The organism is Pseudomonas sp. LH21 (assembly GCF_036549575.1).
GTDB lineage: Bacteria > Pseudomonadota > Gammaproteobacteria > Pseudomonadales > Pseudomonadaceae > Aquipseudomonas > Aquipseudomonas peradeniyensis.
This window is the reverse complement of sequence record NZ_CP144367.1, coordinates 4405204-4429526: the sequence shown is the minus strand read 5'-3', so window position 1 is coordinate 4429526 and position 24323 is coordinate 4405204. Positions and strand designations below refer to the sequence as shown.

The window sequence follows — 24323 nt, the reverse complement described above, 5'->3', positions numbered from 1 at the left end:
CCACGTCACAGGCATGGCAAATGGCCTACGCTGTGCTTGTCTAGGTCGATTCGTGCCTTATCTGCCGCCATGACAGGGACTACATGAAGGGAAATCGGACTCTCGAAGCGCCAAGGCTGCTGGGCATCATCTGGCCCTTCGTCGCGGTTGTGGTTTTCCAGGTACTGCTGGGCAGTCTGAGCCTTTATGCATTGTCCGCCGTGCGCGCCTACGTGGCGGGCGAGAGCCTGTGGTCCAAGGCACAGAAGGACGCCATCTATTACCTTAACCTCTATGCCGACGACCGCGATCCGCTGACCTACGCCCGCTACCGCCGGGCGATCCTGGTGCCCCAGGGCGACCACAACCTGCGCCTGGCCCTGGACCGACCTGAACCGGACTTGGAAGCAGCGCGCCAGGGTGTGCTGCAGGGCGGCAACCATCCCGAGGACGTCGCCCGGATCATCTGGTTCTACCGCAACTTCCGTCATATCAGCTATATGGAAACCGCCATCGATTACTGGGACATCGGTGACGATTACCTGAACCAGCTCGACGTGCTGGCCCAGCAGATGCGCGAAGGCTTCGCCAGCGGCGTGATCGACCCGCACCAGGTGGCCAACTGGAAGGCGCGCATCGTCGCCATCAATGACGGTGTGACCCCCGCCGCCAAGGCCTTCAGCGATGCCCTGGGCGAAGGCTCGCGGATGTTGCTCAAGGTGCTGATGCTCACCAACCTGGCCACCGCGCTGTTCCTGATCGCCATGGCCTGGCGCCGTTCGAGCAAGCTGCTGGCCCAGCGGCAGGCGTTTGCCAGTGCGTTGCAGGAGGAGAAGGAGCGGGCGCAGATCACCCTTGAGTCGATCGGCGATGCAGTGATCACCGCCGATGTCGACGGTTGCATCAGCTACATGAACCCGGCCGCCGAGCAGTTGACCCACTGGCAGGCGGTGCAGGCCCAGGGCTTGCCGCTGGCCGCTCTGTTCAGCCTGGTCGACGAGAACGCCGAGGGCGACAGTCTGACGCTGGTCGAGCAAGTGCTCAGCGGCAGCCTCAAGGGCGGCGCCGAGCATGCCCGGCTGATCCAGCGCCTGGACGGCAGCACGGTGTCGGTCAACCTGGTGGGCTCGCCCATCCTCACCGAAGGGCAGGTCAGTGGCATCGTCGTGGTGCTGCACGACATGACCCAGGAGCGCCAGTACATCGCCAACCTGTCTTGGCAGGCGACCCATGACGCCCTGACCGGGCTGGCCAACCGCCGGGAGTTCGAATATCGCCTGGAGCAGGCGCTCAACGGCCTGGCCCGCCAGGCTGGGCGCCATTCGCTGATGTTCCTCGACCTCGACCAGTTCAAGCTGGTCAACGATACCTGCGGCCATGCCGCCGGCGACGAGTTGCTGCGGCATATCTGCGCGGTGCTGCAGTCGGGCCTGCGCGAGGGCGACACCCTGGCGCGCCTGGGTGGCGACGAGTTCGGCGTGCTTCTGGAGAACTGCCCGCCGGAGCAGGCCGAGCGGATTGCCGAGCAGTTGCGCCAGGCCGTGCAGAGCCTGCATTTCGTGTGGAAGGGGCGCCCCTTCGTGACCACGGTCAGCCTCGGCCTGGTACACATCGCCCAGGTGCCCAGCACCCTGGAGGCATCGTTGCGCGCGGCGGACATGGCCTGCTACATGGCCAAGGAGAAGGGCCGCAACCGGGTCCAGGTGTATCACGCCGACGACAGCGAGCTGTCCATGCGCTTTGGTGAGATGGCCTGGATCCAGCGATTGCACGTGGCGCTGGAAGAGAACCGCTTCTGCCTCTATGCCCAGGAGATCGCGCCCCTGCACCCCCACGAGGGTCCCGGGCATATCGAGATCCTCCTACGTCTGCACGACGAAAGCGGGCGCACCATCCTGCCCGACAGCTTCATTCCTGCAGCGGAGCGCTATGGCCTGATGACCGCGCTCGACCGCTGGGTGGTGCGCAGCGTGTTCCAGGTGATCCGCCAGTGCCTGGACGAGGGCCGGGAGGGGCCTTTGGCGATGTGCGCCATCAATTTATCGGGTTCGAGCATCGGCGATGACAAGTTCCTCGAGTACCTGCAGCGGTTGTTCGGCGAATTCGACATCCCGCCACGGCTGATCTGTTTTGAAATTACTGAAACCAGCGCCATCGCCAATCTGGGCAGCGCGATCCGATTCATCAATGAATTGAAAGGACTGGGCTGCAAATTCTCCCTCGACGACTTCTGCGCCGGAATGTCGTCATTCGCCTATTTGAAGCATTTGCCTGTAGACTTCCTGAAGATCGACGGAAGTTTCGTCAAGGACATGCTCGATGACCCGATCAACCGGGCGATGGTCGAAGTGATCAATCACATCGGCCACGTCATGGGCAAGCGGACCATTGCCGAGTTCGTCGAGACGCCGCTGATCGAGCAGGCTTTGCAGGAGATCGGCGTGGACTACGCCCAGGGATACCTCATCGAACGCCCGCAGGTCTTCACCTGCGACAGCCTGCAGCGCCAACGGATTGCCGCGAGGCCCCTTCTGCACCGGGCGCCGGGGACCTTTCGCTGAACAACGCCCGGAAATCACAGGGAATCAAGGAGCTGACAGTGATCGACGCGTTCGTAAGGATCGGACCATTGATGGATCCGGCCAGTTATCCGCAGTGGGCCCAACAACTGATAGAGGATTGCCGCGAAAGCAAGCGCCGGGTGGTGGAGCATGAGTTCTACCAGCGACTGCGCGATGGCCAGCTGAAGCAGTCGACCATCCGCCAGTACCTGATCGGCGGCTGGCCGGTGGTCGAGCAGTTCTCCCTCTACATGGCCCACAACCTCACCAAGACCCGCTACGCCCGGCACCCCGGCGAAGACATGGCGCGCCGCTGGCTGATGCGCAACATCCGGGTCGAGCTCAACCATGCCGACTACTGGGTGCACTGGTGCCAGGCGCACGGTATCCACCTGCACGAGCTGCAGTCCCAGGAGGTGCCGCCGGAACTCAACGGCCTCAACGACTGGTGCTGGCGGGTATGCGCCACCGAGTCGCTGGCCATCGCCATGGCAGCCACCAACTACGCCATCGAGGGTGCTACCGGTGAGTGGTCGGCGGTGGTCTGCGCCGAGGACACCTATGCCCAGGGCTTCCCCGAGGACACCCGCAAGCGCGCCATGAAGTGGCTGAAGATGCATGCGCAGTACGATGACGCGCATCCGTGGGAGGCGCTTGAGATCATCTGCACCCTGGCGGGCGAGAGCCCGACGCTGGGGCTGCGCACCGAGCTGCGTCGGGCGATCTGCAAGAGCTACGACTGCATGTTCCTGTTCCTGGAGCGTTGCATGCAGCTCGAGGGGCGCCAGCCGGGGCGTATGCGTCCGGCGTTGGCGGCGGGTTGAGGATAGTTGTTGGATTTGCAGGCCTATTTGCCGGCAAACCGCACACTCAATGAACTTGCACGTCCGCTGTAGGAGCGGCCTTGTGCCGCGATAGGGCTGCACAGCAGCCCCAGCCATTACTGCTCAACGCTGAAATCCTGGGGCTGCTGCGCAGCCCTATCGCGGCACAAGGCCGCTCCTACAGTTGTCGTGCAGCATATGTGGGAGCGGCGGTTCGCCGATGCGACTTGCCTCGCGATGGTTTTTACTGCGCGTTCAACGCCTGCCCGTTCACATCCTTGCTGTCCGGCCCCATCAGATACAGGTACACCGGCATGATGTCCTCGGGCAGCGGGTTGTTCTGCGGGTTTTCGCTCGGGTAGGCCTGGGCGCGCATCGCCGTGCGCGTGGCGCCCGGGTTGATGCTGTTCGAGCGCACCGGCGCCACGCCTTCCAGCTCGTCAGCGAGGGTCTGCATCAGCCCCTCGGTGGCGAACTTCGACACACCATAGGCGCCCCAGTAAGCCCGACCCTTGCGCCCGACGCTGCTGGAAGTGAACACCACCGAGGCGTCCTCCGACAGTTTCAGCAGTGGCAGCAGGGTGCTGGTCAGCATGAAGGTGGCGTCGACGTTGATGTGCATCACGCGCATGAAGTTGTCGCCCGACAGTTGCTCCAGCGGCGTGCGCGGGCCGATGATCGAGGCGTTGTTGAGCAGGCCGTCGAGGCGGCCGAACTGCTCCTCGATCATCACCGCCAGTTCGTCGTACTGGTGGGGCAGGGCGGTTTCCAGGTTGAACGGGATCACCACCGGCTGCGGGTGGCCGGCGGCCTCGATCTGGTCGTAGACCTCGTTGAGGTTGGCCTCGGTCTTGCCCAGCAGCAGCACGGTGGCGCCCAGGGCGGCATAGGCCTTGGCGGCGGCGGCACCGATGCCGCGGCCGGCGCCGGTGACCAGGATGATCCGGCCCTTGAGCAGGTCGGGGCGGGCGGTGTAGTCGAACATAACGGGTTCCCTGTTGATGGCATAGTGCCGTGGGAGCGGGCTTGCCCCGCGATGGCGTCAGGGCGGACACCATCATTGCCTGGGCGGGCAGCCTCGCGGGGCAAGCCCGCTCCCACGGGCGTCTATGACTGTTGGTTCTTCAGCAGCCGCACAGCGCGCTGTCGATCACCTTGCGCAGTTCCAGCGGGTGGTCCACCACCACGTCGGCGCCCCAGTTGTTGGGGTTGTCCTCTGGATGAATATAGCCGTAGCGCACTGCCGCGGTGCGGGTGCCGGCGTCGCGGCCGGACTCGATGTCGCGCAGGTCGTCGCCGACGAACAGCACGCTGGCCGGGTCCAGGTCCAGGGTCTTGCACGCCAGGATCAAGGGCTCGGGGTCGGGCTTGCTGTTCTTCACGTGGTCCGGGCAGATCAGCAGGGCCGAGCGCTCGGCCAGGCCCAGGCGCTGCATGATCGGCTCGGCGAAGCGCACCGGCTTGTTGGTGACCACGCCCCACAGCAGGTTGCCTTTCTCGATGTCGGCCAGCAGTTCCGGCATGCCGTCGAACAGCTTGCTGTGCACCGCGCAGTCGCGCTGGTAGCGCTCGAGGAATTCCAGGCGCAGGGCCTCGAAGCCGTCGGCCTCGGGGTCCATGGCGAAGGTCGCGGCGACCATGGCGCGGGCACCGCCGGAGATCACTTCGCGGATGCGCTCGTCGTCGATGGCCGGCAGGCCGCGGTCAGCGAGCATCGCCTGGCAGATGGCGATGAAATCCGGCGCCGTGTCCAGCAGGGTGCCGTCCATGTCGAAGAGTACTGCTCGCAGGCGCATGCTCATTCCTCGCGCAGGGTCTGGATCATGTAGTTGACGTCGACGTCGTTGTTCAGCTTGTAGTGCTTGGTCAGCGGGTTGTAGGTCAGGCCGATGATGTCCTTGACCTCGAGGCCCGCGGCCCGGCTCCAGGCGCCCAGCTCGGAGGGGCGGATGAACTTCTTGAAGTCATGGGTGCCGCGCGGCAGCATCTTGAGGATGTACTCGGCGCCGATGATCGCCAGCAGGTAGGCCTTGGGGTTGCGGTTGATGGTCGAGAAGAACACCTGGCCGCCCGGCTTGACCATGCGGTAGCAGGCGCGGATCACCGAGGAAGGATCGGGCACATGCTCGAGCATCTCCAGGCAGGTGACCACGTCGAACTGCTCGGGCATCTCCTCGGCCAGGGCTTCGGCGGTGATCTGCCGGTACTCCACCGCCACGCCGGACTCCAGCTGGTGCAGCTGGGCCACCGCCAGCGGCGCCTCGCCCATGTCGATGCCGGTCACGGTGGCGCCGCGCTGGGCCATCGCCTCGCTGAGGATGCCGCCGCCGCAGCCGACGTCCAGCACCTTCTTGCCGGCAAGGGCGACGCGCTCGTCGATCCAGTTGACCCGCAGCGGGTTGATGTCGTGCAGTGGCTTGAATTCGCTCTCGCGGTCCCACCAGCGGTGGGCCAGGGCTTCGAACTTGGCGATTTCGGCGTGGTCGACGTTGCTCATCTGAACAGTCCTCTGAAGCTTCTATGAAAGTGTCACGGGGCGCCAGCCGTGGCTGGCGCCCGGTTATTCGTTGCGCCCGCCGATGCGGGCTCCCCAGGCGCGGGCATTGGCGGCCAGGGCCTGCTCGTCCATTCGCGTCAGGCGGCGGTCCAGCACCAGGGCGTGGCCGGCGACCCAGACGTCCTTCACGCACTCGCGGCCGGTGGCGTAGATCAGTTGCGAGACCGGGTCGTGCACCGGCTGCTGCGCCAGCCCCGACAGGTCGAAGGCGACCAGGTCGGCGGCCTTGCCCACCTCGAGCGAGCCGGTCGTCGCCTCCAGGCCCAGCGCCCGGGCGCCGTTGAGCGTGGCCATGCGTAGCGCCCGGTGGGCGTCCAGGGCGGTGGCCGAGCCGGCGACGGCCTTGGCCAGCAGCGCGGCGGTACGGGTTTCGCCGAGCAGGTCGAGGTCGTTGTTGCTGGCGGCGCCGTCGGTGCCCACCGCCACGTTCACTCCGGCCTGCCACAGGCGCTCCACCGGGCAGAAGCCGCTGGCCAGCTTGAGGTTGGACTCGGGGCAGTGGACCACGCTGGTGTTGCTTTCTACCAGCAGGGCCAGATCCTCGTCGCTGACCTGGGTCATGTGCACCGCCTGCAGGTTCGGCCCCAGCAGGCCCAGGCGGGCGAGGCGGGCCAGTGGGCGCTCACCGTTGTCCTTGAGCGCCTGCTCGACTTCGCCGGCGGTCTCGTGGATATGCATGTGCAGCGGTGCGTCGAGCTGGTCGGCGATCACCCGGATCTTCTCCAGGTTCGCATCGCTGACCGTGTACGGCGCGTGCGGGCCAAGGGCGACGGTAATGCGCGGGTGGTGGCGCAGGTCGCCGAACAGCTCGATGGCCAGGTGCAGGCCCTCGTCCGGGGTGCGCGCGCCGGGGATCGGGAAATCCAGCAATGGCACTGCGATCTGCGCGCGGATACCGCTGTGGTGCACGCGGTCGCAGGCCTCGCGGGGGAAGAAGTACATGTCGGCGAAGCAGGTGATGCCGCCCTTGAGTTGCTCGGCGATGGCAAGGTCTGTGCCGTCACGCACGAAGGCTTCGTCCACCCAGCGGCCCTCGGCCGGCCAGATGTGCTCCTGCAGCCAGGTCATCAGCGGCAGGTCGTCGGCCAGGCCGCGGAACAGGGTCATGGCGGCGTGGCCGTGGGCGTTGACCAGCCCGGGCGTCAGCACGCAGTCGGGCAATTCGCGTACTTCCCGGGCCCGGGGCGCCCGCTCGCGGGGGCCGAGCCAGGCGATCCGGCCGTCCAGCACGCCCAGCGCATGGCCTTCGAGCACCACGCCGGCCGGCTCCACGGGGACCAGCCAGTCCGGCACAAGCAGCAGGTCGAGGAGGGGAGTGGCGGTGGGCATGCGCGGCATATACCTGGGTCGGTTCGACTAAACGCGCAGTATACCCGAGCGTCCGCGGCTGAGGGTCGCTATAATCGCCGGCTTTTGATGCCAGGGCGACGGGGAGAGGCGATGCGCGAGCAACTGATGGCGGCGGAGACGGTGACGGGCATCGAATGGCGCGACGGCGTGCTGTATCTGCTCGACCAGCGCCTGCTGCCGCTGGAGCAGTGCTGGCTGGCTTGCACCGAGGCAGCCGAGGTGGCCGAGGCGATCAGTGACATGGCCGTGCGCGGTGCCCCGGCGATCGGTATTTGCGCCGCCTATGGCCTGGTGCTGGCATTGCGCCAGCGGCTGGCCGAGGGCGACGGTTGGGAGGAGTCTCTCGAAGAGGACTTCATGCTGCTGGGCGAGGCGCGTCCGACCCCGGCCAACCTGTTCTGGGCGCTCAACCGCATGCGCGAGCGCTTGCAGCGCCTGCGTCCCGGCGAGGACGTGCTGGCGGTAATGGAAGCCGAGGCGGTGGCCATCCACGAAAGCGATCGCGAGGCCAACCTGACCATGGCCCAGTTCGGCGTCGAGCAGATCCGCCGCCATCAGGGCAGCGAGCAGGCCCTGCTCACCCATGGCAACGCCGGCGCCCTGGCCACCGGCGGCTTCGGCACCGCCCTGGGGGTGATTCGTGCCGCCACCCTGGAAGGCATGGTCGAGCAGGTCTATGCCTGCGAGTCGCGGCCCTGGCTGCAGGGCTCGCGCCTGACCGCCTGGGAGCTGGCCGCCGACGGCGTGCCGGTGACCGTGGTCGCCGACGCGGCCATGGGTCACCTGATGAAGACCAAGGGCATCACCTGGGTGGTGGTCGGTGCCGACTGCATCGCCGCCAATGGCGACGTGGCGGCGAAGATCGGCACCTACCAGATGGCGGTGAACGCCATGCACCACGGTCTGCGCTTCATGGTGGTGGCGCCGAGCACCAGCATCGACCTGAACCTGGCCACCGGCGAGGATATCCCGCTGGAGACCCGCGGCGAAGAAGAGCTGCTGGAAGTGGCGGGCATCCAGGTGACGGCCGACGTCGAGGCCTACAACCCGGTGGTCGATGTCACCCCGGCGGACCTGATCGACGTGATCGTCACCGAGAAGGGCGTGGTCGAGCGCCCGGACACGGCGAAAATCGCCCAGTTGATGTGCCGCAAACGCCTCCATTGAGGCGTTTTTTCACCCGTTTGGATGGCGCGGCAAGGCAACCTGCCACATCTCCCATGCGTCCCGTGTTTGTGATACCATCCGGCAGTTTCCAAGGCTGCTCTTTGCGGTGGCCTTCATTGCGCAGATCCATGGCACAACTCATTGATTTGTCGTAAGTCGTCGCACCCTATATGCGCTGCGGCGGCGAGCTTCGTTCGTCCTTCGAGGGATCAGGCGAAGTTTCACCAGAAAAAGGAATCAGGCTTCTCATGGGCGAACTGGCCAAAGAAATCCTCCCGGTCAATATCGAAGACGAACTGAGACAGTCTTACCTCGACTACGCGATGAGCGTTATTGTCGGGCGAGCGCTGCCCGATGCGCGTGACGGCTTGAAGCCCGTGCATCGCCGCGTTCTGTATGCGATGAGCGAACTGGGCAACGACTGGAACAAGCCGTACAAGAAATCCGCCCGTGTGGTCGGTGACGTGATCGGTAAGTACCACCCGCACGGCGACACCGCCGTGTACGACACCATCGTGCGCATGGCCCAGCCCTTCTCGCTGCGCTACCTGCTGGTCGATGGCCAGGGCAACTTCGGTTCGGTGGACGGCGACAACGCCGCGGCCATGCGATACACCGAAGTGCGCATGGCCAAGCTGGCCCACGAGCTGCTGGCCGACCTGCACAAGGAAACCGTCGACTGGGTGCCCAACTACGACGGCACCGAGCAGATCCCAGCGGTCATGCCGACCAAGATCCCCAACCTGCTGGTCAACGGTTCCAGCGGTATCGCCGTGGGCATGGCCACCAACATGCCGCCGCACAACCTCGGCGAAGTGATCGATGGCTGCCTGGCGCTGATCGACAACTCCGACATCACGGTCGATGAACTGATGCAGTTCATCCCGGGTCCGGACTTCCCTACCGCCGGCCTGATCAACGGTCGCCAGGGCATCATCGAGGCCTATCGCACCGGCCGTGGCCGCATCTATATGCGTGCCCGTTCCGAGATCGAGGACATCGACAAGGTCGGTGGCCGCCAGCAGATCGTCGTCACCGAGCTGCCGTACCAGCTGAACAAGGCGCGTCTGATCGAGAAGATCGCCGAGCTGGTCAAAGAGAAGAAGATCGAAGGCATCACCGAGCTGCGCGACGAGTCCGACAAGGACGGCATGCGCATCGTCATCGAGCTGCGCCGCGGCGAGGTGCCGGAGGTGGTGCTCAACAACCTCTACCAGCAGACCCAGCTGCAGAGCGTGTTCGGCATCAACATCGTCGCCCTGATCGACGGTCGCCCGCGCCTGCTGAACCTCAAGGACCTGCTCGAGGCGTTCGTTCGCCACCGTCGCGAAGTGGTTACCCGCCGCACCGTGTTCGAGCTGCGCAAGGCCCGCGAGCGTGGCCACATCCTTGAAGGCCAGGCGGTCGCGCTGTCCAACATCGACCCGGTCATCGCCCTGATCAAGGCTTCGCCGACCCCGTCCGAAGCCAAGGAAGCTCTGATCAGCACCGCCTGGGAATCCAGCGCCGTGCAGGTCATGGTCGAGCGCGCCGGCGCCGAGTCCTGCCGTCCGGAAGACCTGCCGGAACAGTACGGCCTGCGTGAAGGCAAGTACTACCTGTCGCCGGAGCAGGCCCAGGCCATCCTCGAGCTGCGCCTGCACCGCCTGACCGGCCTGGAGCACGAGAAGCTGCTGGCCGAGTACCAGGAGATCCTCGAGCAGATCGGCGAGCTGATCCGCATCCTCAGCAGCGCCGAGCGCCTGATGGAAGTGATCCGCGAAGAACTCGAAGCGATCCGTGCCGAGTACGGCGATGCCCGCCGCACCGAGATCCTCAACGCCAGCCACGACCTCAACTACGGCGACATGATCCCGGAAGAAGTGCGCGTGGTGACCATCTCCCACGGTGGTTACGCCAAGACCCAGCCATTGTCCGCCTACCAGGCCCAGCGCCGCGGCGGCAAGGGCAAGTCGGCGACCGGCGTCAAGGACGAGGACTACATCGAGCACCTGCTGGTCGCCAACAGCCACGCCACCCTTCTGCTGTTCTCCAGCAAGGGCAAGGTGTACTGGAAGAAAACCTACGAAATCCCCGAGGCCTCCCGCGCCGCCCGCGGTCGTCCGCTGGTCAACCTGCTGCCGCTGGAGGAGGGTGAGCGCATCACCGCCATGCTGCAGGTCGACCTGGAGGCGTTGCAACAGCACGCAGATCCCGACGAGGAGCTGGAAGACAGCGACGACAGCGTGATCGAAGGCGAGCTGGTGGAAGTCGAAGAGATCGACGAGGAAGACGGCGACACCCCTGAGTGGGTCGCCGAACCGACTGGCGCCTACATCTTCATGGCCACCGCCTCCGGCACCGTGAAGAAGACCCCGCTGGTGCAATTCGCCCGTCCGCGCTCCAACGGCCTGATCGCCCTGAAGCTCAAGGAAGGTGACACCCTGATCGCCGCGGCCATCACCGACGGCGCCAAGGAAGTCATGATGTTCTCCGACGCCGGCAAGGTGATTCGCTTCGCCGAGAGCGTGGTGCGCGAAATGGGTCGTACCGCCCGTGGCGTGCGCGGCATGAAGCTGGGCAAGGGCCAGCAGATCATCTCCATGCTGATTCCCGAGTCCGGCGCGCAGATCCTCACCGCCTCCGAGCGTGGCTTCGGCAAGCGCACCCCGCTGTCCAAGTTCCCGCGTCGCGGCCGTGGTGGCCAGGGCGTGATCGCCATGGGTACCAAGGGGCGCAACGGCTTGCTGATCGGCGCCATCCAGGTGCAGGAAGGCGAGGAGATCATGCTGATTTCCGACCAGGGCACCCTGGTGCGTACGCGGGTCGGCGAAGTGTCCAGCCTGAGCCGTAACACCCAGGGTGTGACGCTGATCAAGCTGGCCACCGACGAAACGCTGGTAGGCCTGGAGCGTGTCCAGGAGCCATCCGAGGAAGAACTCGACGACCTGGTCGAGACGGACGAGGAGGGCGCCCCGCTCGATGCGGTGGACGAGGACAACGCAGGCGCCGAAGAGGCACCTCAGGAATAACCGAAGCAACAACCCGAACGGGGCGACCAAGGTCGCCCCGTTTGACTGATAAGGGCCTGGCCCGATCCGCAGGTTGGTCGCATGACCTGTGGGAGCGGGTTTACCCGCGAAGAAGACACCGCGGTGCATGGCAAGGGCTTCGCCCTTGTTCGCGGGTGAACCCGCTCCCACAGGGTTTCCGCTGGCATCGATGATTTACGATTTGTTCTATTTGGCAGAGCGAGAGTGGATGTGAGCAAACGAGCCTTTAACTTCTGCGCCGGCCCCGCCGCGCTTCCCGATGCTGTCCTGCAGCGTGCCCAGGCCGAAATGCTGGACTGGCGCGGCAAGGGCCTGTCGGTGATGGAAATGAGCCATCGCAGCGACGACTACGTGGCCATTGCCGAAAAGGCCGAGCAGGACCTGCGCGACCTGCTGTCCGTCCCCTCCAACTACAAGGTGTTGTTCCTGCAGGGCGGCGCCAGCCAGCAGTTCGCCGAGATCCCGCTGAACCTGCTGCCGGAGAACGGCACCGCCGACTACATCGAGACCGGCATCTGGTCGAAGAAGGCCATCGAGGAAGCGCGTCGCTTCGGCAGCGTCAATGTCGCCGCCAGCGCCAAGCCTTACGACTACCTGGCCATCCCGGGCCAGAACGAGTGGCAGCTGACCAAGAACGCAGCCTATGTGCACTATGCGTCCAACGAGACCATTGGTGGCCTGCAGTTCGACTGGGTGCCCGAGACCGGCGACGTGCCGCTGGTGGTCGACATGTCCTCCGACATCCTCTCGCGTCCGATCGACGTGTCGCAGTTCGGCATGATCTACGCCGGCGCGCAGAAGAACATCGGCCCCAGCGGCCTGGTGGTGGTGATCGTTCGTGAAGACCTGCTGGGCCACGCCCGCAGCAGCTGCCCGACCATGCTCGACTACAAGATCGCGGCCGACAACGGCTCGATGTACAACACCCCGGCCACCTATTCCTGGTACCTCTCGGGCCTGGTGTTCGAATGGCTCAAGGAGCAGGGTGGCGTCGAGGCCATGGAGCAGCGCAACCGCGCCAAGAAGGACCGCCTGTACGGCTTCATCGACAGCAGCGCGTTCTACACCAACCCGATCAGCCACAACGCCCGTTCGTGGATGAACGTGCCGTTCCGCCTGGCCGACGAGCGCCTGGACAAGGCCTTCCTGGCCGGCGCCGACGCCCGTGGCCTGCTCAACCTCAAGGGGCACCGTTCGGTCGGTGGCATGCGCGCCTCGATCTACAACGCCCTGGGCCTGGAGGCTGTCGAGGCGCTGGTGCAGTACATGGCTGAATTCGAGAAGGAGCACGGCTGATGTCCGACCAGGAACTCAAGGCCCTGCGCGTGCGCATCGACAGCCTCGACGAGAAGATCCTCGAGCTGATCAGCGAGCGCGCCCGTTGCGCCCAGGAAGTGGCCAAGGTCAAGACTGCGTCGCTGGCCGAAGGCGAGGCGCCGGTGTTCTATCGCCCCGAGCGTGAAGCCGCGGTGCTCAAGCGCGTCATGGAGCGCAACAAGGGGCCGCTGGACAACGAAGAGATGGCGCGGCTGTTCCGCGAGATCATGTCCTCCTGCCTGGCCCTGGAAGAGCCGCTGAAAGTCGCCTACCTCGGCCCAGAGGGCACCTTCACCCAGGCGGCGGCCATGAAGCACTTCGGTCACGCCGTGGTCAGTCGTCCGATGGCGGCCATCGACGAGGTGTTCCGCGAAGTGGCGGCCGGTGCCGTCAACTTCGGCGTGGTGCCGGTGGAAAACTCCACCGAGGGCGCGGTCAGCCATACGCTGGACAGCTTCCTCGAACACGACATGGTCATCTGCGGCGAGGTGGAGCTGCGTATCCACCACCACCTGCTGGTGGGCGAGAACACCAAGACCGACAGCATCACCCGCATCTACTCCCATGCCCAGTCGCTGGCCCAGTGCCGCAAGTGGCTGGACGCCCATTATCCGAACGTCGAGCGCGTGGCTGTCTCCAGCAACGCCGAGGCGGCCAAGCGGGTCAAGGGCGAGTGGAATTCGGCGGCGATCGCCGGCGACATGGCGGCCAACCTGTACGGGCTGACCCGCCTGGCCGAGAAGATCGAGGACCGCCCGGACAACTCCACGCGCTTCCTCATGATCGGCAGCCAGGAAGTGCCGCCGACTGGCGACGACAAGACCTCGATCATCGTCTCCATGAGCAACAAGCCGGGCGCGCTGCATGAACTGCTGGTACCGTTCCACGAGAACGGCATCGACCTGACGCGCATCGAGACCCGTCCGTCGCGCAGCGGCAAATGGACCTACGTGTTCTTCATCGACTTCGTCGGCCATCACCGCGATCCGCTGATCAAGGCGGTGCTGGAGCAGATCAGCCAGGAGGCTGTGGCGCTGAAGGTGCTGGGGTCGTATCCGAAGGCGGTGCTCTGACGTATGTTTCAAGGTTCATCGCGGGCCTCGTGGGAGCGGGCTTGTCCCGCGATGGGCTTACAGGCTGTCTTGATTTCTGAACAGGGTTCGCACTCGTGGTTGATGCTGTAACAAACAAATCCGCACCGATTGTCGGTCGCCTGGTCGTGGTCGGTCTCGGCCTGATCGGCGGCTCCTTCGCCAAGGGCCTGCGTGAGAGCGGCCTGTGCCGCGAAGTGGTTGGCGTCGACCTGGATGCCGAGTCGCGCAAGCAGGCCGTGGCGTTGGGCGTAGTCGATCGTTGCGAGGCAGATCTCGCCGCCGCCTGTGTCGGCGCCGATGTCATCCAGCTGGCGGTGCCGATCCTGGCCATGGAGAAAGTCCTGGCCCGCCTCGCCCAGCTCGACCTGGGTGACGCGGTGATCACCGACGTGGGCAGTGCCAAGGGCAACGTGGTGCGCGCAGCGCGCGAGGCCTTCGCCGAGCGCCTGCCGCGCTTCGTGCCCGGGCACCCGATCGCCGGCTCCGAGCAAAGCGGCGTGGAAGCCTCCAATGCCGCGCTGTTCCGTCGCCACAAGGTGATCCTCACGCCGCTGGCGGAAACCGACCCGCAGGCGCTGGCCCTGGTCGACCGTCTCTGGCGCGCGCTGGACGCCGATGTCGAGCACATGCCGGTGGAGCGCCATGACGAAGTCCTGGCCGCCACCAGCCACCTGCCGCACCTGCTGGCCTTCGGCCTGGTCGATTCGCTGGCCAAGCGCAATGAAAACCTGGAGATCTTCCGGTACGCTGCGGGGGGCTTTCGCGATTTCACGAGAATCGCCGGCAGCGACCCGATCATGTGGCACGACATCTTCCTCGCCAACCGCGAGGCGGTCCTGCGCACTCTCGATACATTTCGCAGCGACCTCGACGCCTTGCGCGACGCGGTCGATGCTGGGGACGGGCACCAGCTGCTGGGTGTGTTCACCCGCGCCCGGGTTGCCCGCGAGCATTTCAGTAAAATCCTGGCCCGCCGGGCCTATGTGGACGCTATGAACGCCAACGATCTGATTTTCCTGGCCCAACCGGGTGGCCGCGTGTCCGGACGGATCCGCGTACCTGGCGACAAGTCGATTTCCCACCGCTCGATCATGCTCGGCTCGCTGGCCGAAGGCACCACCGAGGTGGAAGGTTTCCTCGAGGGCGAGGACGCCCTGGCCACCTTGCAGGCCTTCCGTGACATGGGCGTGGTCATCGAAGGCCCGCACCACGGCCGCGTGACCATCCATGGCGTTGGCCTGCACGGTCTCAAGCCGCCACCCGGGCCGCTGTATGTCGGCAACTCCGGTACCTCGATGCGCCTGCTGTCCGGCCTGCTGGCGGCGCAGTCGTTCGACACCACCATGACCGGCGACGCCTCGCTGTCCAAGCGCCCGATGAATCGCGTGGCCAATCCGCTGCGCGAAATGGGCGCGGTGGTCGAGACCGGCCCTGAAGGGCGTCCGCCGCTGACCATTCGTGGTGGCCACAAGCTCAAGGCGCTGAACTACACGCTGCCGATGGCCAGTGCCCAGGTCAAATCCTGCCTGTTGCTGGCTGGCCTGTACGCCGAAGGCACCACCACCGTCACCGAACCTGCGCCGACCCGTGATCACACCGAGCGCATGCTGCGCGGCTTCGGCTACGCGGTCGAGTCGAACGGTCCGGTGGCCTCCCTGCAGTCCGGTGGCAAGCTCACCGCTACCCGCATCGAAGTGCCGGCGGACATTTCCTCCTCGGCGTTCTTCCTGGTGGCGGCGTCCATCGCAGAAGGTTCCGAGCTGGTCCTGGAGCACGTCGGCATCAACCCGACCCGCACCGGCGTGATCGACATCCTGCGCCTGATGGGCGGCGACATCACCCTGGAAAACCAGCGTGAAGTCGGCGGTGAACCGGTGGCTGACCTGCGCGTGCGTGGCGCCAAGCTCAAGGGCATCGACATCCCCGAGCACCTGGTGCCGCTGGCCATCGACGAGTTCCCGGTACTGTTCGTCGCCGCCGCCTGCGCCGAAGGGCGCACCGTGTTGCGTGGCGCCGAAGAGCTGCGGGTCAAGGAGTCGGACCGCATCCAGGTGATGGCCGACGGCCTGATCGCCCTGGGCGTGAAGTGCGAGCCGACCCCGGACGGCATCATCATCGACGGCGGCCAGATCGGCGGCGGCGAAGTGCACGGCCACGGCGACCACCGCATCGCCATGGCCTTCAGCATCGCCTCGCTGCGCGCCAGTGCGCCGATCGTGATCCATGACTGCGCCAACGTCGCCACGTCGTTCCCCAACTTCCTGGCGCTGTGCAAGGAAGTCGGCATCCGCGTCGCCGAAGAGGGCAAGTCGTGAATTCGCAAGCACCGGTCATCACCATCGACGGGCCGAGCGGCTCGGGCAAGGGTACCGTGGCGGGCCTGCTGGCCCGCGAGCTGGGCTGGCGCCTGCTCGACTCCGGCGCCCTGTACCGCCTGTTGGCGTTCAACGCCAGCAACCATGGCGTCGACCTGACCAATGAAGAGCTGCTCAAGGCCCTGGCTGCCCATCTGGATGTGCAGTTCATCGCCGCCGAGCCGGGCAAGCTGCAGCAGATCATTCTCGAGGGCGAGGATGTCAGCCACGTCATCCGTACCGAGACTGTCGGCGCCGGCGCCTCGATGGTCGCCTCGCTGCCGGCCGTGCGCGAAGCGCTGCTGCAGCGCCAGCGCGCCTTCCGCGAAGCCCCAGGCTTGATCGCCGACGGTCGCGACATGGGCACCGTGGTGTTCCCCGACGCGCCGCTCAAGGTGTTCCTCACCGCCAGCGCCGAGGAGCGTGCCCGTCGCCGTTACCTGCAGTTGAAGGGCAAGGGTGAAGATGTTAGTCTGTCAAGTCTGCTAGATGAGATCCGTGCGCGCGATGAGCGTGACACCCAGCGCGCAGTGGCCCCGCTCAAGCCGGCGGCCGATGCCATTCAGCTGGATTCCACGGAGTTGTCCATCGAACAGGTGCTGCAACGCATCAGAAGCGAGCTCGCCCTGCGCGACCTGGCCTGATGGAGAGGAGAGCGGGCAGGGGCACCAGTCAACGTCCTGTCAGCGCTTCTTAACTTAACGAAACCCACATTGTCTGGAATGTGGCTATGGGCGTCTTTTTCGCCCGAATCTACAGGAATTAAAATGAGCGAAAGCTTTGCAGAACTCTTTGAAGAAAGCCTGAAAACCCTCAATCTTCAGCCGGGTGCAATCATCACCGGTATCGTTGTCGACATCGACGGCGACTGGGTTACCGTACACGCTGGCCTGAAGTCCGAGGGTGTCATCCCGCTCGAGCAGTTCTACAACGAAACTGGCGAACTGACCATCAAGGTCGGTGACGAAGTTCACGTTGCGCTGGACGCGGTCGAAGACGGCTTCGGCGAAACCAAGCTGTCCCGTGAGAAAGCCAAGCGCGCCGAGTGCTGGATTGTTCTGGAAGCTGCTTTCGCTGCTGAAGAAGTGGTCAAGGGCGTTATCAACGGTAAGGTTAAAGGCGGCTTCACTGTCGACGTTAACGGCATCCGTGCGTTCCTGCCGGGCTCCCTGGTTGATGTCCGCCCAGTGCGCGACACCACCCACCTCGAAGGCAAAGAGCTGGAATTCAAGGTCATCAAGCTGGACCAGAAGCGCAACAACGTTGTCGTTTCCCGTCGCAGCGTCCTGGAAGCCGAAAACAGCGCCGAGCGCGAAGCTCTGCTGGAATCGCTGCAGGAAGGCCAGCAGGTCAAAGGTATCGTCAAGAACCTCACCGACTACGGTGCGTTCGTTGACCTGGGCGGCGTCGATGGTCTGCTGCACATCACCGACATGGCCTGGAAGCGTATCAAGCACCCGTCGGAAATCGTCAACGTTGGTGACGAGATCGACGTCAAGGTCCTGAAGTACGATCGCGAGCGCAACCGCGTTTCGCTGGGTCTGAAGCAACTGGGTGAAGACCCATGGGTTGCTATCAAAGCCCGTTACCCAGAGAGCACTCGCGTGACTGCTCGCGTCACCAACCTGACCGACTACGGCTGCTTCGCTGAGCTGGAAGAAGGCGTTGAAGGTCTGGTGCACGTTTCCGAAATGGACTGGACCAACAAGAACATCCACCCGTCGAAAGTCGTTCAGGTTGGCGACGAAGTGGAAGTCATGGTTCTGGACATCGACGAAGAGCGTCGTCGTATCTCCCTGGGTATCAAGCAGTGCAAATCGAACCCATGGGAAGACTTCTCCGGCCAGTTCAACAAGGGTGACAAGATCACCGGTACCATCAAGTCGATCACCGACTTCGGTATCTTCATCGGCCTGGACGGCGGCATCGACGGTCTGGTTCACCTGTCCGACATCTCCTGGAACGAAGCTGGCGAAGAAGCCGTGCGTCGCTTCAAGAAGGGCGACGAGCTGGAAACCGTCATCCTGTCGGTTGACCCAGAGCGCGAGCGCATCTCCCTGGGCATCAAGCAGCTGGAAGACGATCCGTTCTCCAACTTCGTTGCTGTCAACGACAAGGGCGCTATCGTCAAGGGTATCGTCAAGGAAGTTGACGCCAAGGGCGCTATCGTGACCCTGGCCGACGACATCGAAGCTACTCTGAAAGCTTCCGAAATCAGCCGTGACCGCGTTGAAGACGCCCGTAACGTGCTGAAGGAAGGCGAAGAGATCGAAGCCAAGATCATCAGCGTCGACCGCAAGTCCCGCGTCATCAGCCTGTCCATCAAGTCGAAGGACGACGCTGAAGAGCGCGAAGCCATCCAGAGCCTGAAAAACGCTCCGGAAGCGGCTGCCGACACCACCATGGCTGCGCTGCTGCGCGAAGCAATGGCCAAGCAGAACTGAGTTCTGTTTGATCGGTAAAAAGGGCGACCCTCGGGTCGCCCTTTTTTTGCCTGCGATTTGCTTGTTTGGGTCAATGCAGCTTGTTCCTACAGGGTTTTTAGCTATTTCTGAGGTCGTGCGCGGTGTGTGGGCGGTAGGCTTTCCCGCTCGCCTGCATAGTCGCGCCGCAGTGCGCTCGCGCTCATGTGGGGTGGCGATCGCCCGCGCTGCGCCTTATCTTGAATTTTTTTGTTTAGTCAAGAACCACCCTGTTCAAATCCGCCGGAGCGTGCTACAAACTGATTAAGCAATGATCTAGCTGCTTGATAACGAAGGGAAAAATATGACGAAGTCGGAGCTGATCGAACGTATTGTCACCCATCAGGGGCTGCTCTCGTCCAAGGACGTCGAGCTGGCCATCAAGACCATGCTCGAGCAGATGTCGCAGTGCCTGGCGACAGGGGATCGTATCGAGATCCGTGGCTTTGGCAGTTTTTCCCTGCACTACCGCGCACCGCGGGTAGGGCGTAATCCCAAGACTGGCCAGTCGGTCAGCCTCGAAGGCAAGTACGTGCCGCACTTCAAGCCCGGCAAGGAGCTGCGTGATCGGGTCAATGAAGACGATATGCCAAGTGAGGGCTAATGGATGCTTAAGTTCAGGCGTTTGTTTTCAGTGCTTCTATTGTTGCTCTTGGTATTGAGTGTTGTTGCATTTGTTCTTGAGAATCAACAGCAAGTAACAATATCGATTCTAGGGTGGTCGATGGCGAGTATTCCGGTTGCGTTGGTCGCATTAAGTGGTGTAGTGCTTGGGCTTTTGCTGGGAATGGTTCTATTCGCCCTTCATTCTTTGGCTACACAGAGGAAGAGGGCTGCTCGCGTTCGTTGAGCGATCCTGGCCCATTTTGGTTTTAGCGTGATCTGCTGTGGATTCGTTATAACTCCGTTGACTTGCGTAAGGCGCCGCTCCCTCTACAGATTACCCCTGAATCTTGTGCTATCTATCGGGTAGATGGCCACTGGCCTGCTTATGCCTGCACGTTATCAGTTGAAGAATGTTCCTACAGAAATTTAGGAACTATTCAGTGAGATTTAGTCTTAACTGAGCAAGGTGAGTTGTTAGAATCCTTCTGTACGAGCCTGTTTCGAATTATTTTGAGCGGGTGTGGGCAAGATTAAGCTTTGTGCTGAAGGGGTGGGTCGATGGCTATTCAGGAAAATGATAATGGCAGAAGAGCATCAACTTCGTAGTGAGGCCGGGTTGTACTTCGGGGTGTTGGTGGAGAGGGTGTGGGAGCAAAAAATGCTTGTATTGCTCGTCACCGGATTGTTTGTGCTGGCGGGGGCTGCCTATGCATTGTTGGCTGCCCCGGTCTACGAAGCTAAGGCCTACCTTCAGAAGCCAAGCATCGCAGACGTTGCCGCGTTGAATCAGGGGCGTGGAGCCAGTGACTTGGTGCCCAGGCTGACGGCCAAAAACGTCTACGATGCTTTTCTTGGCACTCTCCAGTCCGAGCAGTTACGTCGAGATTTTTTCGTTCATGGGTATCTGCCGCGTCTTGCTGAGCAAGAGCGCCAAGAGGGTCGCGAAGAGCTTTATGCGCAGTTTGTCCGGCAGTTCGTGTTTGTCGTTGACAGGCAGGACGCGGGTCGGTTGTTGATGACTGTGCAGGCTGATGAGCCGCAAAAGGCGGTGCAGTGGCTAACGGATTATCTGGCGCAGGCGCAGAAACAGGCCAAGAAAGAGATTCTTGAGGATGTGCGTTCAGGGGCTGCGGCGATGGCGGCCTCGCTCGCCCGTAGTATCTCGGAGGGGCGTGAGAATGCCCGCAAGGAACGGGAGGATGAAATTGCACGGCTGGGTGAAGCGTTGAAAGTGGCCGAAAGCGTTGGTCTGCAGAAGCCGCCCATGATCGGTACGGGTCTTTCTGCCGAGGTATCGTCGGGAATGACAGGCACGCTGTCCTATCTCCGTGGAGTGACGGCACTCAGAGCGGAGTTGGAAAATCTGCGCAGTCGTAAGTCTGATGATCCCTTCGTGCCCAAACTACGCCAGATGCAGGCTGGTATGGCGTTCTATCAGGGATTGGAGGTCGATCCATCTGCGTTTCAGATCTATCGACTCGATGGTCTTGTAGAAGAGCCTGTCACGCCGCTCAAACCGCGTAAGGCGCTGATTATTGTGTTGTCTCTCATCGGTGGGTTGCTGGTGGGGATGATTGTTGCCTTGCTGCGGGTCTTTGCTCGACTCACCAAGGGAGGGGTGTCTGTCAAGTCATAATTGATCTTGCAATGGCCTTGGTTGGTGCTAGAGTACAACGCTTTTTCAAGCGGAAGTCGCCGAGCGCACTTTGCGCGCACCTTTCTGGTGCGTGCCATTCAATACTTTAATCCAAGGCAGGTTCAGCGTGAGTAACATGGAGCATTACACTCCCTCTCCTTTGGCGGATGGGGTGGGCACGGCCCAGATTATCCGGGCGCTGTGGGGGCAACGGATTCTGGTGGCCTTTGTTGCGGTCGCCATTGCCGGACTGGCATTGGCATATGCGATGCTCGTACAGCCCGTCTTCCGTGCTACAACCGTGCTTCAGCCTGTTTCAATTGCCCAGCTTGAAGCATTAGGTCGTTCCGGGCTGTACGACTTGACTCCCTCTTCCGCTTTGAGTCGTATTGCCTCGGCCCTGGACTCATACGAAGCGCGTTCGGGTTATTTCAAGGAGTGGGTCGCTAGCCACCCCTCCAGTGCGGATAACCAAGATATCGACAAGATGTTTCTCAAGTACGACAAGGCTTTGGATGTTACCGTCAGTGATGTGGCCAAGTCGCCTCGCCCTCAGGTAGTGGTGGCGTTCGATTACGCGAACGGGGTAGCAGGTGCTGATTATCTCAATGGTTATGTCAATTACGTTCTAGATCGCGAAGCTGCAGCGATCAATCGTGAAATCAAGTCGATCATCGCAGAGCGGGTAAAGGAGGCCGAGTTGGCGCTGGGCACGGCGAGGGCCGCCTACCAGGTCTCCAAGGCTTCGCGTATCGCGCAGCTTCGTGAAAATGATGATATTCGCAGGGCTCAGCTGAATGACGAACTCAAAGCGTTGCGTCAGCAATTGAAAATTGCTCGTCAGGATCGTATTGCCTTGCTGGCCGAGGCAGAAGGGATCGCTCGTAGTCTCGGGATCCAGAAGTTGGTCACGCCGTCCTCCCTGGCGCAATTGTCGGGTAGCGGCAACGTTATTCGTGCCGAGCTGAACTACAATCAGAACCCGCTTTACTTCATGGGTGTCGAGGCGCTGCAGGCGGAGCGCAATGCGCTGGCGTCTCGCAAGTCGGATGATTTCACCGAGCCGCGCATTGCACAAATTGTAAAGGAGCTCGCCATGCTGAGCTCCAACCGTGAAGCTCAAGCCATTGCAGAGCGTGTTGATGCAGATCTGTTCATTGCTGATGCCGAGGCATCCCGTCGCGAGTTGGCGCGCCTTCAGGCGCTGGAAAAATCCATTGAAATCGGTGTGATCGCCAAGGTCGACAGGCCCGCGTTCGTTTCGGACGAGCCAGTCAAGCCGAATCGTTTCGCGATCATTACGATGGGGGTGATCTTCGGAGTCGTCATCGGGCTGTTGGTGGCCTTGGTACGGTTCTTCATGATGCAGGCCTCGCGCGTTGGACAATCCGGCTTGCTGCGCGCGCCTGCTGCGCCTTTGGTTCAGGCCACATCAGGGGCAGCTCTGTTGCGTGATTGACCTGATGGGCGCTCGCTGCGTGGCCTGCGCTATGAGTGTAGGCTTCGCAGGGCGCGCGACCTATAATGGCCTTCCCATATTCAAGCATTGCTCGCCGTCGAACAGGGACGGTGCAGTTACTTATTTGGTAATGCATCGGGTTCGAGCGTGGCCCACCGCGATTGAAAGAGATGGAGTGAAAACGTCTTGAGATTTACGCAAACCAGCATTCCAGAAGTAGTGGTGATCGAGCCGACAGTTTTCGATGATGACCGTGGCTGGTTCATGGAGAGCTTCAACGAACCTCTCTTTCACAAGGCATTGCGCGGGATGGGCTTGCCGGTTCCTCGTGCCTTCATTCAGGACAACCACTCCGTCTCGAAGAAGGGGGTCGTGCGGGGGTTGCATTTCCAGCGTCCCCCTCATGCCCAGGGCAAGTTGGTGCGGGTTGTGCGGGGGGCTGCGTGGGATGTTGCGGTGGATGTTCGCAAAGATTCACCGACCTATGGTCAGTGGGTGGGCGTCGAGCTGAGTGCAGACAACCGCAAGATGCTGTGGATTCCTGAAGGCTTTGCCCACGGTTTCATCGCCTTGGAGGACGATACCCATTTCCTCTACAAGACCACCGATGTCTACCACAAGGCAAGTGAGGGTGGCTTGGCATGGGACGACGCCGACCTGGCGATTCAATGGCCCCAGGCGGGCGGGCTGATAGTCAGTGCCAAGGACCAGGAACTGCCGTCTCTGCGAGATTTCGAAGGGGTTGACGTACCGGATGCCCAATCGGGGATCTCCGAGCACGATTTCAGGGTCATAGGGGATGAGCGCGGGAGTCTGGTCTCGTTGGAGGGGGCGGGTAACGTACCATTCGATGTGAAGCGCGTTTACTACATCTTCAAGACCCAGCCGGATGTCAGTCGAGGTTTTCACGCCCATCGGGACCTCCAGCAGATGGCCATTTGCGTGTCCGGAAAGTGTCGCATGAGCCTGGATGATGGTGTCACACGACGTGATGTCTGGTTGGACGCTCCAAACAAGGGACTGTTGATCAAGAATCTAATCTGGCGCGAGATGCATGATTTCAGTGATGATTGCGTCTTGATGGTCCTGGCCAGTGGTTGCTACGACGAGTCTGATTATATTCGTGATTATCCAACCTTCCTCAAAGAGGTGCAGCGTGGAAAAGAATAAGAAATTAGTGATTGTGGGTGCAGGTGAGTTGGCGATGATTGCCTACGAGTACTTCACCTATGATTCAACCTACGAGGTTGTCGGCTTTGCCGTCGAGCGTGAATATCTCGATGAAAGCACCCTGTATGATTTGCCTATCATCGCGCTCGAGGAGGTCGTCACGCACTTTCCGCCAGCGGAGCACGAGGCGTTCGTGGCGATCCCTGCCAGCGGGCTCAATCGCCTGAGAACCAGGCTTTACCATGTGGTAAAAGAGTTGGGCTATACCTGTGCCACTTATATCAGCTCCCGTGCATTTGTGTGGCGTAATGCCAAGATCGGTGAGAACTGCTTTATTTTCGAGCACAACACTGTTCAGCCGTTCGTTGAAATTGGCAATAACGTAATTCTCTGGAGTGGTAATCATATCGGTCACCGTAGTGTTATCGAAGATCATTGCTTCTTGTCATCCCATGTGGTGGTGTCGGGTTATTGCCGTGTTGGAAGTTCCACTTTTATCGGGGTCAATGCGACCATCAATGATCGTATTGAAATCGCCTCTGATTGCGTGATCGCTTCCGGCTCGCTGGTGAATAAGCATCTACAGACCCCGGAGCGCATCTACTACGGAGCTCCCGCCCAAGAGCTTCCCAAGAAAAGCGCGCTCAAAGTCAAGTTTTAGGACGTCTCATGAATTGGAAGAAACTCGGGCGCGATGATCAAGCCATTCTGTGCTACCCACGACGGTCCACTGTGAAAGATCACATCTATTGCTT

The 24323-nt window shown here is 62.4% G+C and carries 19 protein-coding genes; 15 read left to right on the top strand and 4 right to left on the bottom strand.

What is annotated here, in order from left to right:
• The first annotated feature begins 83 nt into the window (after positions 1 to 83).
• Together VUG52_RS20225 and VUG52_RS20220 are read left to right on the top strand one after the other, a co-directional pair.
• Complete coding sequence (locus VUG52_RS20225) at positions 84 to 2540, top strand: EAL domain-containing protein (RefSeq protein WP_050704603.1); 2457 nt, start codon at positions 84 to 86, stop codon at positions 2538 to 2540.
• Between the two features lie 38 nt (positions 2541 to 2578).
• Positions 2579 to 3364: a TenA family transcriptional regulator gene (locus VUG52_RS20220; RefSeq protein WP_050704604.1), complete on the top strand. Its 786-nt coding sequence runs from the start codon at positions 2579 to 2581 to the stop codon at positions 3362 to 3364.
• A 244-nt stretch (positions 3365 to 3608) separates the two neighbouring features.
• Here VUG52_RS20220 and VUG52_RS20215 read toward each other — a convergent pair whose 3' ends face one another.
• The 4 genes from VUG52_RS20215 to VUG52_RS20200 form a co-directional block, all read right to left on the bottom strand.
• Positions 3609 to 4349 carry a YciK family oxidoreductase gene (locus tag VUG52_RS20215; protein ID WP_050704605.1) on the bottom strand — a complete coding sequence of 247 codons (741 nt, stop codon included), beginning with the start codon at positions 4347 to 4349 and terminating at the stop codon, positions 3609 to 3611.
• Between the two features lie 139 nt (positions 4350 to 4488).
• Entirely contained in the window at positions 4489 to 5160 is a 672-nt protein-coding gene (gene mupP, locus VUG52_RS20210) for an N-acetylmuramic acid 6-phosphate phosphatase MupP (protein ID WP_050704606.1), read from the bottom strand.
• Positions 5161 to 5162: 2 nt separating this feature from the next.
• Positions 5163 to 5861 (bottom strand): bifunctional 2-polyprenyl-6-hydroxyphenol methylase/3-demethylubiquinol 3-O-methyltransferase UbiG, encoded by a 699-nt coding sequence (ubiG, locus tag VUG52_RS20205; protein WP_050704607.1) that lies wholly within the window; start codon positions 5859 to 5861, stop codon positions 5163 to 5165.
• 63 nt (positions 5862 to 5924) lie between these two features.
• Entirely contained in the window at positions 5925 to 7250 is a 1326-nt protein-coding gene (locus VUG52_RS20200; RefSeq protein ID WP_331832009.1) for a TRZ/ATZ family hydrolase, read from the bottom strand.
• Positions 7251 to 7361: 111 nt separating this feature from the next.
• On the opposite strand from VUG52_RS20200, the gene mtnA reads away from it, so the two are divergent.
• The 13 genes from mtnA (at position 7362) to VUG52_RS20135 (ending at position 24229) form a co-directional block, all read left to right on the top strand.
• Positions 7362 to 8438, top strand: coding sequence for an S-methyl-5-thioribose-1-phosphate isomerase (mtnA, locus tag VUG52_RS20195; protein WP_050704609.1), 1077 nt, complete (start codon positions 7362 to 7364; stop codon positions 8436 to 8438).
• A 248-nt stretch (positions 8439 to 8686) separates the two neighbouring features.
• On the top strand, positions 8687 to 11449 hold the full coding sequence (gene gyrA, locus VUG52_RS20190; protein ID WP_331832008.1) for a DNA gyrase subunit A: 2763 nt from the start codon (positions 8687 to 8689) through the stop codon (positions 11447 to 11449).
• Positions 11450 to 11680: 231 nt separating this feature from the next.
• Entirely contained in the window at positions 11681 to 12766 is a 1086-nt protein-coding gene (serC, locus tag VUG52_RS20185) for a 3-phosphoserine/phosphohydroxythreonine transaminase (protein WP_050704611.1), read from the top strand.
• Positions 12766 to 13860: a prephenate dehydratase gene (pheA, locus tag VUG52_RS20180; RefSeq protein WP_028690825.1), complete on the top strand. Its 1095-nt coding sequence runs from the start codon at positions 12766 to 12768 to the stop codon at positions 13858 to 13860. The genes serC and pheA overlap by 1 nt, the downstream gene beginning before the upstream one ends.
• Before the next feature lie 128 nt (positions 13861 to 13988).
• On the top strand, positions 13989 to 16196 hold the full coding sequence (locus tag VUG52_RS20175; protein ID WP_050704665.1) for a bifunctional prephenate dehydrogenase/3-phosphoshikimate 1-carboxyvinyltransferase: 2208 nt from the start codon (positions 13989 to 13991) through the stop codon (positions 16194 to 16196).
• Positions 16193 to 16879 (top strand): (d)CMP kinase, encoded by a 687-nt coding sequence (gene cmk, locus VUG52_RS20170; RefSeq protein WP_028690823.1) that lies wholly within the window; start codon positions 16193 to 16195, stop codon positions 16877 to 16879. The genes VUG52_RS20175 and cmk overlap by 4 nt, the downstream gene beginning before the upstream one ends.
• A gap of 123 nt (positions 16880 to 17002) precedes the next feature.
• Positions 17003 to 18679 (top strand): 30S ribosomal protein S1, encoded by a 1677-nt coding sequence (gene rpsA, locus VUG52_RS20165; RefSeq protein WP_046856619.1) that lies wholly within the window; start codon positions 17003 to 17005, stop codon positions 18677 to 18679.
• A gap of 322 nt (positions 18680 to 19001) precedes the next feature.
• Positions 19002 to 19301 carry an integration host factor subunit beta gene (gene ihfB, locus VUG52_RS20160; protein ID WP_050704612.1) on the top strand — a complete coding sequence of 100 codons (300 nt, stop codon included), beginning with the start codon at positions 19002 to 19004 and terminating at the stop codon, positions 19299 to 19301.
• 3 nt (positions 19302 to 19304) lie between these two features.
• Entirely contained in the window at positions 19305 to 19547 is a 243-nt protein-coding gene (locus VUG52_RS20155; RefSeq protein WP_082337670.1) for a lipopolysaccharide assembly protein LapA domain-containing protein, read from the top strand.
• A gap of 336 nt (positions 19548 to 19883) precedes the next feature.
• Positions 19884 to 20939 carry a Wzz/FepE/Etk N-terminal domain-containing protein gene (locus VUG52_RS20150; RefSeq protein ID WP_050704613.1) on the top strand — a complete coding sequence of 352 codons (1056 nt, stop codon included), beginning with the start codon at positions 19884 to 19886 and terminating at the stop codon, positions 20937 to 20939.
• Between the two features lie 136 nt (positions 20940 to 21075).
• Positions 21076 to 22398 carry a Wzz/FepE/Etk N-terminal domain-containing protein gene (locus VUG52_RS20145; RefSeq protein WP_082337671.1) on the top strand — a complete coding sequence of 441 codons (1323 nt, stop codon included), beginning with the start codon at positions 21076 to 21078 and terminating at the stop codon, positions 22396 to 22398.
• Positions 22399 to 22584: 186 nt separating this feature from the next.
• Complete coding sequence (gene rfbC / locus VUG52_RS20140; RefSeq protein ID WP_050704615.1) at positions 22585 to 23568, top strand: dTDP-4-dehydrorhamnose 3,5-epimerase; 984 nt, start codon at positions 22585 to 22587, stop codon at positions 23566 to 23568.
• The gene (locus VUG52_RS20135) at positions 23555 to 24229 is read left to right on the top strand and encodes an acetyltransferase (RefSeq protein ID WP_052896356.1); all 675 of its coding nucleotides are present in this window, start codon (positions 23555 to 23557) and stop codon (positions 24227 to 24229) included. The genes rfbC and VUG52_RS20135 overlap by 14 nt, the downstream gene beginning before the upstream one ends.
• Positions 24230 to 24323 lie beyond the last annotated feature (94 nt).

Excerpts from the sequence above, each read along its gene's own strand:
- pheA (WP_028690825.1), top strand. The coding sequence starts at position 12,766 with ATGTCCGACCAGGAACTCAAGGCCCTGCGCGTGCGCATCGACAGCCTC.
- VUG52_RS20155 (WP_082337670.1), top strand. The coding sequence starts at position 19,305 with ATGCTTAAGTTCAGGCGTTTGTTTTCAGTGCTTCTATTGTTGCTCTTG.
- mtnA (WP_050704609.1), top strand. The coding sequence starts at position 7,362 with ATGCGCGAGCAACTGATGGCGGCGGAGACGGTGACGGGCATCGAATGG.
- ubiG (WP_050704607.1), bottom strand. The coding sequence starts at position 5,861 with ATGAGCAACGTCGACCACGCCGAAATCGCCAAGTTCGAAGCCCTGGCC.
- VUG52_RS20150 (WP_050704613.1), top strand. The coding sequence starts at position 19,884 with ATGGCAGAAGAGCATCAACTTCGTAGTGAGGCCGGGTTGTACTTCGGG.
- gyrA (WP_331832008.1), top strand. The coding sequence starts at position 8,687 with ATGGGCGAACTGGCCAAAGAAATCCTCCCGGTCAATATCGAAGACGAA.
- VUG52_RS20225 (WP_050704603.1), top strand. The coding sequence starts at position 84 with ATGAAGGGAAATCGGACTCTCGAAGCGCCAAGGCTGCTGGGCATCATC.
- VUG52_RS20200 (WP_331832009.1), bottom strand. The coding sequence starts at position 7,250 with ATGCCCACCGCCACTCCCCTCCTCGACCTGCTGCTTGTGCCGGACTGG.
- VUG52_RS20215 (WP_050704605.1), bottom strand. The coding sequence starts at position 4,349 with ATGTTCGACTACACCGCCCGCCCCGACCTGCTCAAGGGCCGGATCATC.
- ihfB (WP_050704612.1), top strand. The coding sequence starts at position 19,002 with ATGACGAAGTCGGAGCTGATCGAACGTATTGTCACCCATCAGGGGCTG.
- VUG52_RS20145 (WP_082337671.1), top strand. The coding sequence starts at position 21,076 with ATGGAGCATTACACTCCCTCTCCTTTGGCGGATGGGGTGGGCACGGCC.
- rpsA (WP_046856619.1), top strand. The coding sequence starts at position 17,003 with ATGAGCGAAAGCTTTGCAGAACTCTTTGAAGAAAGCCTGAAAACCCTC.
- mupP (WP_050704606.1), bottom strand. The coding sequence starts at position 5,160 with ATGCGCCTGCGAGCAGTACTCTTCGACATGGACGGCACCCTGCTGGAC.